General features: G+C 64.1%; 10 protein-coding genes. 7 read left to right on the forward strand and 3 right to left on the reverse strand.

What is annotated here, in order from left to right; genetic code table 11:
- Nucleotides 1-2: 2 nt before the first annotated feature.
- Both MON38_RS03225 and MON38_RS03230 read left to right on the forward strand, forming a co-directional pair.
- Entirely contained in the window at nt 3-809 is an 807-nt protein-coding gene (locus MON38_RS03225) for a sensor histidine kinase (RefSeq protein ID WP_241934690.1), read from the forward strand.
- Entirely contained in the window at nt 806-1,210 is a 405-nt protein-coding gene (locus tag MON38_RS03230; protein ID WP_241934691.1) for a response regulator, read from the forward strand. The genes MON38_RS03225 and MON38_RS03230 overlap by 4 nt, the downstream gene beginning before the upstream one ends.
- A gap of 93 nt (nt 1,211-1,303) precedes the next feature.
- Here MON38_RS03230 and MON38_RS03235 read toward each other — a convergent pair whose 3' ends face one another.
- On the reverse strand, nt 1,304-3,946 hold the full coding sequence (locus tag MON38_RS03235; protein WP_241934692.1) for a TonB-dependent receptor: 2,643 nt from the start codon (nt 3,944-3,946) through the stop codon (nt 1,304-1,306).
- A 183-nt stretch (nt 3,947-4,129) separates the two neighbouring features.
- Between MON38_RS03235 and MON38_RS03240 the strand changes: the two genes are divergently transcribed.
- Together MON38_RS03240 and MON38_RS03245 are read left to right on the forward strand one after the other, a co-directional pair.
- Complete coding sequence (locus MON38_RS03240) at nt 4,130-5,632, forward strand: hypothetical protein (RefSeq protein ID WP_241934693.1); 1,503 nt, start codon at nt 4,130-4,132, stop codon at nt 5,630-5,632.
- A 94-nt stretch (nt 5,633-5,726) separates the two neighbouring features.
- Nucleotides 5,727-7,226 (forward strand): hypothetical protein, encoded by a 1,500-nt coding sequence (locus MON38_RS03245; protein ID WP_241934694.1) that lies wholly within the window; start codon nt 5,727-5,729, stop codon nt 7,224-7,226.
- 14 nt (nt 7,227-7,240) lie between these two features.
- On the opposite strand, the gene MON38_RS03250 is transcribed toward MON38_RS03245, so the two are convergent.
- Nucleotides 7,241-7,594 carry an MGMT family protein gene (locus tag MON38_RS03250; RefSeq protein ID WP_241934695.1) on the reverse strand — a complete coding sequence of 118 codons (354 nt, stop codon included), beginning with the start codon at nt 7,592-7,594 and terminating at the stop codon, nt 7,241-7,243.
- 176 nt (nt 7,595-7,770) lie between these two features.
- Between MON38_RS03250 and MON38_RS03255 the strand changes: the two genes are divergently transcribed.
- From MON38_RS03255 to MON38_RS03265, 3 genes are all read left to right on the forward strand, one after another.
- The gene (locus tag MON38_RS03255; RefSeq protein ID WP_241934696.1) at nt 7,771-8,982 is read left to right on the forward strand and encodes an efflux RND transporter periplasmic adaptor subunit; all 1,212 of its coding nucleotides are present in this window, start codon (nt 7,771-7,773) and stop codon (nt 8,980-8,982) included.
- A 140-nt stretch (nt 8,983-9,122) separates the two neighbouring features.
- Nucleotides 9,123-12,230, forward strand: a complete 3,108-nt coding sequence (locus tag MON38_RS03260; RefSeq protein WP_241934697.1) for an efflux RND transporter permease subunit — start codon at nt 9,123-9,125, stop codon at nt 12,228-12,230.
- A 170-nt stretch (nt 12,231-12,400) separates the two neighbouring features.
- Nucleotides 12,401-13,774, forward strand: coding sequence for a TolC family protein (locus MON38_RS03265; RefSeq protein WP_241934698.1), 1,374 nt, complete (start codon nt 12,401-12,403; stop codon nt 13,772-13,774).
- A gap of 197 nt (nt 13,775-13,971) precedes the next feature.
- Here the strand turns inward: MON38_RS03265 and MON38_RS03270 are convergent, their stop codons facing one another.
- Entirely contained in the window at nt 13,972-14,859 is an 888-nt protein-coding gene (locus MON38_RS03270) for a T9SS type A sorting domain-containing protein (RefSeq protein WP_241934699.1), read from the reverse strand.
- Nucleotides 14,860-14,995: the final 136 nt, after the last annotated feature.

Consider the following 14,995-nt stretch of genomic DNA (forward strand, 5'->3'; position numbering starts at 1 on the left):
CCTTGCTTCTACTCACTCCTGCGTTGCTCCTGTTGGTGCTCGGGCTCGTGTGGTTTGTGGTGCGCTACCAGCGCGGGCAGCTGCACCAGCAGCAGGAGCTGGCCCAGCTGCAGGAAGCTGCCCAGCAGCAGGCGCTGGCCGCCGCCCTGGTGGCCCAGGAAGACGAGCGCCAGCGCATTGCCGCCGAGCTGCACGACGGCGTGGGCACCATTCTGGCACTGGCCAAGCTGCATCTCTACGCCCCCGGCAGCCCGCCGGCCCCCGAAGCCAGCGCCCTCATTGACCAGGCCGTGGCCGAAGTGCGCCGCATTTCGCGCAACCTGCAGCCCGCCACGCTGCAGCAGCTGGGCCTGGCCCAGGCGCTGCGGGCGCTGGTGCAGGCCGTGCCGCCCGAGCACGGCCCCGAAGTGCGGCTCGAACAAAGCGGCACGCTGGGCCGCCTCATTCCCTCGCACGAGCTGATGGTGTACCGCATTGCCCAGGAGCTGCTGGCCAACGGCCTGCTGCACGCCGAAGCCCGCCACATTCTCCTGAAAGTCACGGCCTCGCCCGGCCTGCTCGTGCTTACCTACTCCGACGATGGCCACGGCTTCGACCTGGCCACGCTGGAGGAAATGCCCCCGCCCGGCCCCCACGGCCAGGCCGTGGGCATGGGCCTCATCAACCTGCGCAGCCGGGTGGCCGTGCTCGGCGGCCAGCTCAGCTACCATTCGCAGCCCGGCGGGGGCACCCGCGTCGAGGCCACGCTGCCGGTGACGCTGCTGGGGCCCGCTGCTTCGCCTAACACTTCCCTTACTTTTGCTTTATGAATACGCCTCCTGCTGCCGCCTCCCCTGTGCGCCTGGCCATCGTCGACGACCACATCCTGTTCCGTAAGGGGCTGCGCGCCCTGCTGAGCGGCTACGCGGGCATTGAGGTGGTGTGCGAGGCCAGCAACGGCCAGGAGCTCCTCGAGCTCCTCGACCAGGGCAGCCGTCCCAACGTCATCCTGATGGACATGCAGATGCCCGTGCTCGACGGCCTGCAAACCACCCGCCTGCTGCGTACCCAGTTTCCGGACGTGCGCGTGGTCATCATCTCCATGCACGACGACCCTTCGCTGGTGAGCACCGTGCTGGCCGAGGGCGCCCACAGCTACCTCGTGAAAAACACCTCGCCCGAAGAGATGCGCGGGGCCGTACTGGCCGCCGCCGCCGCCGGCAGCAGGTAAAATGGTAACTGCGTAAATGAGTAAGGGGGACGTTCAATGGCTGTTTGCCGTCGAACGTCCCCCTTACTCATTTACGCAGTTACTATTTTACCGCTACAGGGCAATGGACAAGCCGGCCGTGAAGGTGCGGCCGCGGTTGAAGAAAGCCTGCAGCAGGTCGAGGTTGCCGGCATTGGAGCTGGACCGGTTTGACACGTCGGTGAAGTAAAACTCGTTCAGCACGTTCAGCACCGAGGCTTTGAGGCCGAAGCGGGTACCGTTTTTGAACATCGGCTTGAAATCGTAGCCGAAGTGAATGTCGAGGTTGCGCGAGGTGGGCAGGCGGTACGAGTCGGTGCTGGTGGCCTGGTTGAGGATGGTTTCGGGGTTGAAATCGGCGTAGTACTTGGTGAAGAGCAGGAACGACGGCCGGATGTAGGCCCCGCGGAACGGCTCGTAGCGCAGGCCCACCTGAAACTGGTTCTGGGCGGCGTCGCCCACGTGCACGCCGTTGAGGTACACCGGCTGGTCGAGGCCCCCCTCGGCAGGGAAGCCGGCTTCGTCGGTTTGGTTGAGTTGGCCCTTGCCCGTCCAGCGCCAGTCGCCGAGCGAAATAGCCGAGTTCAGCTGCAGGCGGCGGCTGATTTCCTGGGCAATGCTCATTTCGATGCCCATGTGGCGGGCATTCACGTTGCGCACGTTGCTGTACACACCGGTCGAGGAGTTGAACGAGGTAGTGGTTTTGTTGGCCCACAGCGTGTAGTAGGCGTTCAGCGTCACTTTCAGGCTGGGGTAGCTGATGCCGTAGCCGATTTCGGCGCTGGTGATGCCCTCGGGCTTCACGTTGTCGTACTTGCGGCCCGAGGTGGTGTAGAGCAGGTTGAAAAACGGCACCTTGCTGTTGTAGCCCACGTTCACGAACACGTTGTCGTGCTCGGTGAGGTTGTAGTTGGCCCCGGCCTTCAGGCTATAGCCGTTGAAGGTGGTCCAGTCCGTGGAAACCGGGCTGCCATCGGCCTGCAGCTTCTGGAAGTAGTCGATGCGCTTGTACGACACCTGCGAGAGCGTGCCGCTTACCACGGCCGAGAGCAGCGGGGTTTTGTATTCGAGCTGCGAGTAGCCGCCCAGCCAGCGGGTTTTGCCGTCGTAGTTGTAGCTGGTTTTGTCGCCCACGCCCAACCGGGTATTAGCAGGCGCGTTGGCGTTGCCCACCGACAGCACGTAGTCGCCGCCCAGCAGGTCGCGCACTTCGCGGTAGTGCTGGCCGGTGTAGTCGCGGCCATCCACGCCGGCCGACAGCGTGAGTTTGTCGTTGAGCAGGTAGTCGCCACCCACCACAAAGCCGTACCAGCGGTGGCTGTTGATGGCATTGACGAGGATTTCGGACGACCGGCGCTGCCCGTCGGCTCCCACGGCGGCGTAGTTGGTGTCGTAAATTTTCTGGAAGCCGGTCTGGCCATTGGCGTCGGTCACGCTGTTGGTGCTGGAGTTGCCGGTGAGCGTGGTGGAGCCCCCGCCGGTGCCGTACGAGGCGTAGGCCACCGTCGAGATAAACAGCCGGTCGTTCACCTGCCACAGGTCGTTGAAGTTTACCTGGGGCTTGTGGTAGAAGTTGGTGCGCTCGTTCAGGGTTTCCTGGCCGTGGCTCACCTTCACGCCGCCCACAATGGAGTAGCGGTCGAGCGTGCCCCAATACGGGTTGTACTGGAAGCCTTTGTCGCCGCCCGGTTTGATGGCCGCCCCAATTTCGCGGGCTTTCTCGTAGGAGTATTTATACACCTCGAACGGGAACGTGCGCTGGCCGTGGCGCTGGGGCGAGCCCAGGCCGGTGAGCGACAGCGTGTGCTTGCCCGCGCGCTTGCTCACGGTGCCGAAGTAGGTCCAGGCATCGTCGAAGGCCTTGTCGACCCAGCCGTCGGAGGTGCGGCGCGAGCCGAAAACCGTCACGGCCCAGTCGCCCTTCAGCTGGCCCGAGCTGAGCATGAGCGAGTATTTCTGGTAGTTGTTCGAGCCGGTTTCGACGCGGGCCAAAGCGGCCTTTTTGTCGTCGAAGCCTTTGGTGAGCACGTTGATGGTGCCGCCCACCGAGGGCACGGCAATTTTGGAAGCCGACAGGCCGCGCTGCACCTGCAGGCTCTTGGTCACGTCGCCCAGGTCCCAGTTGCTCCAGAACACCTGGCCGTTTTCCATGTCGTTCACGGGCACGCCGTTGATGAGCACGGCCACGTTGCGCTGGTCGAAGCCGCGCACGTTGATGCGCGAGTCGCCGGTGCCGCCGCCGCCCTGGGTGGCGTACACGCCGGGCGTTTCGTTGAGAATCAGGGGCAGGTCGCGGTTGCTCAGGGTTTCGCGCAGCTTCACCTCGTTCACGGCCGAGAAGGCCACGGGGGTTTCGCGCTCCTGGGCCTGGGTGGCCACCACCTGCACTTCGGCCAGGCTCGCGTTGTCGGAGCTGAGCGGAAAGGAAGCCACCACGCTCTGGGCCACAATTTTCACGGTTTGGGTGCTGGGCTTGTAGCCCACGAAGCTGGCCTGCACGGTGTAGGTGCCGGCGGGCAGGTTCGGAATTTTGTAGTTGCCCTCGGTGTCGGCCCCGGTGCCGGTGTTCTGGCCGTTGCCGGTTACCTGCACGGTGGCGCCCGGCAGGGTTTCACCGGTCACCTTGTCGAGCACGCGCCCGCGGATGGAAAACGTGGTTTGCGCTACGGCTGGCAAGGTCAGCAGCAGGGCAACAAGCGCAGTAATAAAGTGCTTCATACTATAAAAAAAGACACCGGCACACTCCGGGGACAACAAATATACAGCGCGGCGGCGGCTGCCCGCGCACCGGTTCCACAAACCCCAGCCGCCGCCACGTTTCAGCTTCTTTCAACGGCCGCAATCCCGTAGTTTTGAGCCGGCCCGGGCATCCTTCCACCACCGGCTACCGGCTCCATTTTCATGCGTTCTTATTTATTTCTGGCTCGCCCGCAATGGTGGGGCGGCCTGCTGCTCCTGTTCGTGCTACGGGCCAGCCCGGCGGCCCGGGCGCAAGTGTATTACCTGGATTTGAGCAAGCAGCCGCTGGCGCTGTCCGGCCGGGTAGTATCCGTGGAGCAGGTGGTGGACGGCCGCCCGGGCCGGCCCGCCAGCGTGGGCACCGTCTACCAGGGGCTGCACGACAAAACCTCACCGGTGGTTTTTCGGCACAGCCTGGAAACCGAGCTGACGGCGTGGCTGGCGCAGCAGCTGCCGGCCCGGGCCACTGACCACGCCGTGGTGCTCTGCCTGCGCCAGCTGCTGGTCGGCGAAGCCGTTACGTCCAACCTGCTTGTCAGCAAAGCGGCTTCCACCGCCGAGCTGGCCGTCGATGTGTACGCCCACCGGCCCGACGGCTACCATTTTGTGCGGAGTGCATCGGCCCATTCCAGCCAGCCGGGCACCGCCATCAACGCCGACCACGCCCTGCACGTGGCCCGGCTGATGCAGCAGTGCCTCGCCACCGTCGCGGCCGCCGACCTGGCCGCCGCCGCCCAGCGCCCGGCCCGAACGTTGGCCGAGGTAGCCGCCCGGCCGGCTCCGGTGGCCCGGCCCGCCATTTTGCAGGCGGCCGCGCCCCGGCGCGGCGTTTATTTTTCGGCCGAGCAGTTTGCGGCCAACCAACCCGATACCACCGTGCAACTGCGCCTCGACACCGTGCGCTGGAGCGCCGTACGGGCCAGTTTGCTCGACGCCAACATGCCGATGCGTTACGTAGCGCCGGACAGCCCGCCCAGGTATTCGCGAACGGTCATCAATTCGCCGTCGGGCTGGAAAGGCACTGTGCAGCTGAAGGGGAAAGTGCGCACCACCACTGGCGACCGCGTGCCCACCAACGCGGTATGGGGCTTTTCGGATGGCCGGCAGGCGTATGTGTATCAGGAGCACGTCTTCCGCCTGCTCACCCGGCAGCACGATTTTTTCACCTTCGTGGGAGCTGCTCCCGTCGATGTGGCCGCTTTCGGCCAGCGGGCCCTGGGCACCCGCCCAAGCCAGCCGGCCCGGCCGGGCACCGGGTTGCGGGGCGATGCCAACGACGGTTCGGGCGAGCCCATGGTGCTTGCCCTCAGCCTGCGCACGGGCCAGTTCAGCCAGTATCCACCGCCGGGCCAGCCCCAGCGGGCCGATACGGCGTTCATCTACGTGTACCGGCCGCTGGGCGGCCCCGCCGAAGCCCAGCCGGTGCTCTTCAACGACCGGCAGGTGGGCCAGCTCCGGCCGGGCGAATCCGTGGAGCTGACCTGGCCGCACCTGGGGCAGGCCGTGCGCCTGGGCACGGCGGGCAGCGCGGCGCTGGTGCTGGTGCCCAGCACTTCCGTGGCCAACTACGTGCGCCTGCAGCCCGACACCGACCTCACCACCTGGCAGGTGATGCCCCCAGCCCAAGGCGAGGCCGAAGTCGACGCGCTGGAAAAAAGACCCTGAGCCACTGGCAGCCCCTATTGTCGCAACCGCCACGATGCCGGAAGTGGCCCGGCCGCTGTAGTTTTACCTTTCCACTATTGCTGCCTTTTTCGATATGTCTTTGCTGCCGCGCGTTTCGCTCCTTATAGTACTGAGCTGGCTGCTGGCCGTCGCCGTTGGCCAGGCCCAGCCTACCCCCTACTATTTCTCGCTACCCGATGCCGCCAAGGCCGAGCCTGTAACCGGCGCGGCTACTTCGGCCTGGTACGTGGGGCGGGTGCTCGACGCCCGCGCCGACCGGTCGCGCCTGGGCACCGTGCGGCGCGGCCTCGACAACCTGCCCGCCCCGGCCATGCTCACGCAGTCGGTGCCGGCCGCCGTGCTCGCCTTTTGCCGCCAGCAGCTGCCGCCACGCGCGGGCAGCCGGCCCGTGGTGCTGCGCCTGCTTACCATTGAAGTGGGCGAAGATGTGCGGCCTACTTCGGAAAACGGCGAGGCCGAAGTGGTGGGCGAGTTTCTGGAAGTGCAGCCCGACAGCTCGTTTCGGGTGCTGCTGCCGGTGGCCGAGTCGCTGCGCCGGGGCGGCATGGACGTGACCCTGCACCACCCGGCCAACCTGGGCAAGCTCCTCACGCAAGCCCTGGCCAAGCTGGCCGCCCTGCCGGCCACGGCCAGTCCGGTTGCCCCGGCCTTGTCGCGTGCGGATGCGCTGGCTGGCCGAGGCGGCCTGCCCCCGTACCCGGTACAAACGGCCGCCGCCGCCGAAACCGGCGTGTACCGCAACATCGACGATTTTCGGGCCAACCGGCTCACCGCCGCCACCCGGCCGTTCGAGCTCAAGCCCACGCCGCGCAGCCTAAAGGGCAAGCTTGGCCAGTTCGATGAGCTGGAAGCTTATTTTCTGGCCTTGAGCGCCGAGCAGCCGCGCGAATACATGCCCCTGACTGGGCTCTGGGGGTTGAGCCACGGCCACACGCGCTACATCGTGTATCAGAACCGGCTGTATCCGTTGCTACCGGGGCCGGATGGCCGCTCCTTCACCTTCACGGCGCAGGCTCCCATCGACATGGCCGGCTCGGGCAGCCGGGCCCTGCTGGGCGGGCTGGCGGGCGGGGCCATTGGCGGGGCCGTGGCAGCCGGGGCCGGGTCGCGGGCCGGCCTCACCACTTTTGAGGTGCACCTGCCCACGGGCCGGGTGGTGCAGCAGGATGCGGAAGCCCGCCTCATCAACGACGGTTTCGTACCGGACAACCCCGAAGCCGGCAAGCTCTACCTTTTCCGCCGCCCCGACAACGTGGCCACCGAGCCCCTGTTGGTTTTGCTGAACGGCCGCGAAGTAGCCCGCCTGCTGCCCAAGCAATACGTGAGCCTGCCCGCCCCCGACCAGCACGCCGAGCTGGTGCTGTGCCTGCAGCGCCCCACGGCTGCCGCCGCCACGCCCGAAGCCGCGCAGCTCCTGCAGGCTCCGGCCTGCCTGCCCGTGGCCCCCGACCGCACCGGGGCCGTTTATATCGAGTGCGTGGCTTTGCCGGCGGCCGGGCAGCCGCCCGTGCTGCGCATTGTGCCCACCCGCACCGGCACCGCCCAGGTAAACCAGATGCGGCGGGCTGAGTAAGCCGGTGGCCTTTGTTACCCTAACTCCACGGCGGGGTCCCAGAACAGCTTGTCGAAATCGACCACCCGGTCGTCTTCCACTTTGATGCCTTCGGCTTCGAGGGCTTCCTGCATGGCCGTGGGCGTGGCGAAATGCAGGCGCCCGGTGAGGTGGCCCAGGCGGTTGAGCACCCGGTGGGCCGGCACCGAGTCGTCGGCGTGGGCGGCCAGCATGGCGTAGCCCACCGTGCGCGCCCCGCGCCGCGAGCCCAGGTAGTGGGCAATGGTGCCGTACGACGTAACGCGGCCGGGCGGAATCAGGCGCACCACTTCGTATACGTCCTGGAAGAAATTGCGGGGTTCGGGCGGAGTTTCGGGCGCGGGCTTCATCGGGGCGAAGATAGGCCCGGTCTGCATGATGGGCCTCTCCGTCTATACTTCATGGTAAATGACGCAACCCCGGGTGCCGAAAGTGCACCTATTGGGGTTCTAAGCCTTCTGCTACCCAACCCGGCAAACGGCGGCCGAACATCCGCCGCCGCTTGTGCGTTCTTCCTGCTATGCCTTTGGATAACCCCTCCGTTGCCACGCCCAAAACCTGGGACACCACTTCCACCCCCGCGCCCACCGCGGCTCCCCCACCCGCCGCGCCCGAACCCGACCACGAGCCGCAGCCCAAAGCCAAGCGCGGCTGGCTGGGCTGGGTTATCGCGCTCGTGTTGATTGCGGGTTTGGCCTGGGCCAAAATCAAGTATTTCCCCAGCCCCAACGCGGAGAAAGACGCCGGCGCGAAAGGCGGCAAAGGCGCGGCCCCGGGCGGCAAAGGGGGCCCCGGCGGCAAGCCCAAAGTGCCGGTGCAGGTGTACGTGGTGGCGGCCACCAAACTCTCCGACGAAGTGTCCTCCACCGGCTCGGTGATGGCCGATGAGTCGGTGACCATTCAGAGCGAGATTTCGGGTAAGATTACCAGCCTCAACATTCAGGAGGGCCAGCCGGTGCGCAAGGGCCAGCTGCTGTTCACCATCAACGCGGCCGATGTGCAGGCCCAATTGCGCAAGCAGGAATACAACATCAAACTCTACCAGGACCAGGAGAAGCGCGAGCGCACGCTGCTGGCTAAGGAATACATCAGCCGCCAGGAATACGAGCAGAGCAACAACGCCCTGCTCACGGCCCAGGCCGACCTGCAGGCCCTGCGCGTGACGCTGCAAAAAGCCTATGTGCGGGCCCCGTTCGATGGCATTCTGGGCTTGCGCAACACCTCGGTGGGCGCCTACGTGTCGCCGGGTACGGCCATTACCACGCTCTCGCGGGTGTCGCCGGTGAAGGTCGACTTCAACGTGCCCAGCCGCTTCGCGCAGTCGGTGCGCGTGGGCGACCCGGTGATGGTAACCGACGAGGCCACGACCAAGAAAATCGAGGCCAAAGTATACGCTATCAACCCGCAGATTGACCCGGTGTCGCGCACGCTGCCCGTGCGGGCCATCTACCCCAACAAAAACATGGAACTGCGCCCGGGAGGATTCGTGAAAGTGAACCTGGAGCTGGGCGAAACTGCTGAAGCCCTCCAGATTCCGACCGAAGCCGTGGTGCCGGTGGCCAGCGGCTACACAGTATTCATCGTGAAGAAGGGCAAGGCCAAAATCCAGCCCGTCAACATCGGCGTGCGCTCGGATAAGGTGATTCAGATTACCAAGGGCCTGGCCGTGGGCGACACGGTTATCCGCACCGGCATTCTGCAGGTTAAAGCGGATGACAAGGTATCGATTCAGAAGTAGCACGATGCTGTCATCATGAGCGTAGCGAAGGACCTTATCAACGTTGAACGATTTGCACTAATCAAAATCAACCAGATGTGATAAGGTCCTTCGCTAGGCTCAGGATGACAGGAGAAAATCAGTTGTAGACAACCCATAGCATGAGCCTTTCCTCCGTCAGTATCAACCGCCCGGTACTCGCCATCGTGATGAGCCTGCTCATTGTGATTTTCGGCGCGATTGGTTTCCGCTCGCTCGCCATCCGCGAGTACCCGAGCGTCGACCCGCCCATCATCACGGTGCAGACCAGCTACACCGGCGCCTCGGCCGACGTGATTCAGAGCCAGATAACCGAGCCGCTCGAAGAAGGCATCAACGGCATTGCGGGCATCAAAAACCTGTCGAGCACCAGCCGCGACGGCGGTAGCAACATTACCGTGGAGTTCGACCTCGACGTGGACCTCGAAGCCGCCGCCAATGACGTGCGCGACAAGGTGTCGAGCGCCCAGGGCCGCCTGCCGCGCGACGTGGACCCGCCCACCGTGAGCAAGGCCAACGCCGACTCCTCCCCCATCATCCTGAGCTACTTAAGCTCGTCGTCGCGCACCCTGCTGGAGCTGACGGACTATGCCAACAACGTCCTCAAGGAGCGCCTGCAAACCATTCCCGGCGTGAGTGAAATTCGGGTTTGGGGCGAGCGCAAGTACTCCATGCGCCTCTGGCTCGACCCGGTGAAGCTGTCGGCGTTGGGCGTGTCGCCGGTGGATGTGCAGCAGGCCCTGGCCCGCGAAAACGTGGAGCTGCCCAGCGGCGCCGTGCAGGGCCAGAGCACCCAGCTTTCGCTGCGCACCATGGGCCGCCTGGCCTCGGTGAAGGACTTCAACGACCTGATTATCCGCAACGACCCCACCTCGCTGGTGCGGTTGAGCGACGTGGGCTACGCCGAGCTTTATCCCGAAAATGACCAGACCATCCTGCGCCGCAACGGCATTCCGATGGTGGCCGTGATGGCCATTCCGCAGCCCGGCTCGAATCAGATTGCCATCACCGACGAGTTCAACAAGCGGATGAAGCAATACCAGAACGACTTGCCGAAAGACCTGAAAATCAGCACGGGCTTTGACAATTCGGTCTTTATTCGCGCCTCCATCGCTGAGGTGGAGGACACGATTATCGAAGCATTTGTGCTCGTAGTGGTCGTGATTTTCCTGTTCCTGCGCGACTGGCGCTCCACGCTCATTCCGGTGGTAGCCATTCCGGTATCGCTCATCGGCATCTTCTTCGTGATGGATTTGATGGGCTTCACTATCAACGTACTCACGCTGCTAGCTATTGTGCTGGCCATCAGCCTGGTGGTCGATGACGCCATCGTGGTGCTGGAGAATATTTACAGTCGAATCGAGGAAGGAGAAACACCGCTGGAGGCAGCTAAGAACGGCTCGGCCGAAATCCTGATGGCGGTGGTTTCGACCACGGTGGTGCTGGCGGCGGTGTTTTTGCCGGTGGTGTTTTTGTCGGGCATCACGGGCAAGCTGTTCCGGGAGTTCGGCATTGTGCTGGCCGGCTCGGTGCTGATTTCGGCCTTTGTGTCGCTCACCCTCACGCCGATGATGTGCTCGAAGCTGCTGAAAAAGGGCGGCGACCACAATTGGCTGTACCGCAAGACCGAGCCCTTCTTCCAAAGCCTCACCAACGGCTATCGCAACGCCCTCATCACCTTCCTCGACCGGCGCTGGCTGGCCTGGGGCCTGGTGGCGCTCACGGGCGTGGGCATCTGGTTTTTCATGAAAGCCCTGCCCTCGGAGCTGGCGCCGGTAGAGGACCGCAACCGCCTCAGCATTAACGCCAACGCTCCGGAAGGTGCGTCGTTCGAGTACATGGACAACTACATGGCCGACCTGACCAAGGTGCTGCAGGACAGCTCGGCCCAGGACGCGGACAACATTCTGACCGTGACCTCGCCCGGCGGCGGCAGCAGCGGCGGCGCGGCCAACTCAGCCATCGCCCGCGTGCTGCTGAAGGACCCCGAAAACCGGCCTCACACCCAACAGCAGCTGGCCGACATCATCACGGGCGCGGTAAAAAAATACACCGGCGCGCGGGTATCGGTGTCGCAGGACCAGAGCATTAGCTCGGGCGGCGGGGGCGGGCGCGGGGGCGGACTGCCGGTACAGTTTGTGGTGCAAACCCAGGATTTCGAGAAGCTGACGGCCGCTGTGCCCAAGTTCCTGGAAGCTGCGCAGGCCGACAAAACCTTCAGCTTCGTGGATGTGAACCTGAAGTTCAACAAGCCCGAGCTGCGCGTGGTGATTGACCGCGAAAAGGCCCAGAGTCTGGGCGTGAGCGTGCAGGACATTTCGCAAACGCTGCAGGCCGGCCTGAGCGGGCAGCGTTACGGCTACTTCATCCGCAATGGCAAGCAGTACCAGATTATCGGCCAGGTGGCGCGCGAAAACCGCAACCAGCCGCTCGACGTGCGCACCCTGAACGTGAAGAGCCGCACCGGCAAGCTCGTGCAGCTCGACAACGTGATTACGCTGGTGGAGAAAAGCACCCCGCCGCAGCTCTACCGCTTCAACCGCTACAACGCGGCCACGTTCTCGGCTTCGCTGGCCAAGGGCAAAACCCTGGGCGAAGGCATTGCCGCCATGCAGGCCATTGCCGACAAAAACCTGGACGACACGTTCTCGACCGCGCTGGCGGGCCAGTCGCGCGACTTTGCCGAAAGCTCCTCCTCGGTGCTCTTCGCCTTCGGCCTGGCCTTGGTGCTGATTTACCTGATTCTGGCCGCGCAGTTCGAGAGCTTCCGCGACCCCGGCATCATCATGGTGACAGTGCCGCTGGCTCTGGCCGGCGCGCTGTTCAGCCTCTGGTACTTCAACCAGACGATGAATCTGTTCTCGCAAATCGGCATCATCATGCTGGTGGGCCTCGTCACCAAAAACGGTATTCTCATCGTGGAATTCGCCAACCAGAGCGTGGAGAAAGGCGCCGACTACATGACCGGCCTGATTGAAGGCTCGGCCGCCCGTTTCCGGCCCATTCTGATGACCAGCTTGTGCGCCGTGCTTGGCATTCTGCCCATTGCCATGGCGCAGGGGGCGGGCGCGCTGGGCCGCCGGGCCATGGGCATCGGCGTGGTGGGCGGGCTGCTGTTTGCCACCGGTCTCACACTGTTTGTGGTGCCGGTGATGTACTCGTATTTCGCTACGGCGAAAAAGCACAAGCCCAAAGTGGCCGAGGGCGAAAAGCAGCCGGTAGCGGCATAACCTCGAACGTCCCACTCCCCTCCTTACCAAGGAGGGGACATTTTCGCGAAGCGAAAATTGGGGTGATTGTGGCGTCAGGGCCGTTTGATGCCACAACCACCCCAATTTCAACTTCGCTGAAACATCCCCTCTTTGGTAAGGAGGGGAGTTTTGTTCTGATTCCCTCGTCAATGAAATTCCTGAAGTTCCTTTTTCTCCTCCTTCCCTTCGCCAGCCGGGCGCAGCTGCCCGTGGCCCAGCCGCGCCAGCTGCAGAAGCCGGCCACCGTGCCGGCCGCGCCGCCATTGTCGTTGCAGGAAGCCATTGCGGCGGCGCTGCAGCACAACTACGGCATCCTGATTTCGCGGCAGGACGAGCAGATTAGCCGCAACAACGTGACGCGCGGCAACGCCGGCCAGCTGCCCGTGGTGAACGGCAACCTGACCCGCAACTTCAACATCAACAACGTGCGGCAGGAGTCGTCGGCGCGCCCCGAAGCCAGCGTGGCCAACCGGGCGCAGTCCAACCTGTTCAACACGAACGTGGCGGCGACGTGGACGATTTTCGACGGCCTCGGCATGTTCTACGCCTACGACCGGCTGAAAGCGCTGCGGGGCCAGCAGCAGGAAATTACGCGAGCCACCGTGGAGGAAACCGTGGAGGATGTGGCCAACGCCTATTTCGACGTGGTGCGTCAGGCCGGCAAAATCACCTCGCTGGAGGAAGCGCTGAAAATTGGCCAGGCCCGCATCGACCTCACCCAGGCGCAGGTCGACGTAGGGGTAAGCGCCAAAGTGGAGGTGCTCACGGCCCGCGTCGACTACAACGCCGACCGCAGCCTGCTGCTGCAGCAGCAACAGGCCCTTACGGCCGCCAAAATCACGCTCAACAACTTGCTGGGCCGCAACCCGCGCCTCGATTTTCAGCCCAGCGACAGCCTTACCGTCACACGCGACCTGCGCGAGGACGTTATCACGGCTGGCATCAAGGCCAACAACCCGCGGCTGGCGCAGGCCCGGCGCGGGGTCGACGTGGCCGCCTACGACCGCAAGCTGGTGACGGCTTCCCGCTTTCCGCAGCTGGGCCTCACCAGTGGCTACGTGTTCAACCGCAACGTGAACGGGGCGGCTTTTTTCGGCAACCAACTGGTAACCAACACCGGCCAGACCTACGGCCTGAACTACGGCCTTGTGGCTTCCGTGCCGATTTTCAACGGCTTCAACATTCGCCGCCAAGAGCAGAACGCCCGCGTGGTGGAAGAACAGCGCCGCCTGCAGCTCGACCAGACCGGGCTGCAGCTCGATGCCGATGCCGCCACCGCTTTCGCCCAGTACCAGAACTACCTGCAGCTGCTCGACCTCGAAGAAACCAACATCCAGCTGGCCCGCCAGAACGTGGACATTGCCTTGGAGCGCTACCGCCTGGGCCTGCTCACGCCATTAGCCCTGCGCGAAGCCCAGCGCAACGAGCTCGACGCCGAAACCCGCCTGCTCGATATTCGCTACGCGGCCAAGCAAGCCGAGCTGGCCCTGCGCCGCCTGAGCGGCGAGTTGGTGCGGGAGTAAGCGCCCATCTCCGTCTGTCATTGCGAGCGTGGCGCGGCAATCCTTTCGCTCAACACGACCGACTTAAACGATGTGACAAGCCTTTTTTCCAGAATTCAAAAGCCCCGACACTAACCAGTGCCGGGGCTTTTCACATCTTAAGGCTTCCTGCATCGAGCGGAAGGATTGCCATGCTTCGCTCGCAATGACAGACGACGTTACTCTTTTACAAACCGCCTGGTTTGCGTGCCGCTTTTGGTCGTGATTTTATAGAAATACGTGCCGGTGGGCAGGCCACTCAAATCCAGCTGCTGACGCTGGGAGCCTTTTTCCTGCTGGGTTTTGGGCAGCAGCGTGCGTAGCTTGTTGCCATCCTTGTCGAGCAAATCGATTGATACGGGGCCGGCTTTTTTCACCTCATATTCCAATTGCGTAGTGGCGGCGGCCGGGTTTGGGTAGAAGCTGCTGGTGCTCACGCCACGCTCTCCGGGCGCTTCGGCCGGAGCGTTAGGGTCCATCAGCAGGAACATAGCGGGCTTGAAGAACCGACGCAGCTGGCCGGGACCCTGGCCGTGCCGACGGCTTTTGGCAGCGGCCAGTTGCTCCTGCTGCTCGGGCGTGGCATTTTTCGCCACGATGGATTTGATATCAGTTGCCCATTTTTCCTTTTGCGGCTGCACTTCCTGCGCCAATTGGCCGATGGGCTCATCATACCTCTGAGCCATTTGCGCCACATTCAGCATAATGCCCCGGGCCTGAAAGCGCAGCTGACGTGCCTGCTCCCGCTGGGCTTCGGTGAGCACCGGGCGGGTGCCGGGCGTGCTGCCAGCGGCCGGCGCGGCGGCCTGGCGCAGGGCGCGCCCCTGCTCTTTCAGCGCTTTCAGTTGGGTGCGGTAGGTGGCCAGTTGGGCGCGGTCGGCGGCGGTGAGCTGGGGCTCCAGCTTCTGGCGCTGCTGCCGGAGCACGGGCAGCACATTGGCAGCGAAGTAGGCGCGGATTTCGCGCCGGATGGGGCGCTGTTCGCGGGGCGAGCGACGGGCCAGGCCGGCCACGGTGGCGGCCAGTACCAACAGCAGTACGAGGCTATAAGTGAAGCGGGATTTCATGGAAGGGAATGAATAAATAATGAACAAGCAACAAACCTGACCGTCTGACTGCTACCCACCGAACGGGTTTAAGCACCGGGTGCGTTTTTTAGTAAGGGTTACTTATACCTTCTCATTTCCTTTCGACAGCCACCAA

Source organism: Hymenobacter cyanobacteriorum, from assembly GCF_022631375.1.
Taxonomy (GTDB): domain Bacteria; phylum Bacteroidota; class Bacteroidia; order Cytophagales; family Hymenobacteraceae; genus Hymenobacter; species Hymenobacter cyanobacteriorum.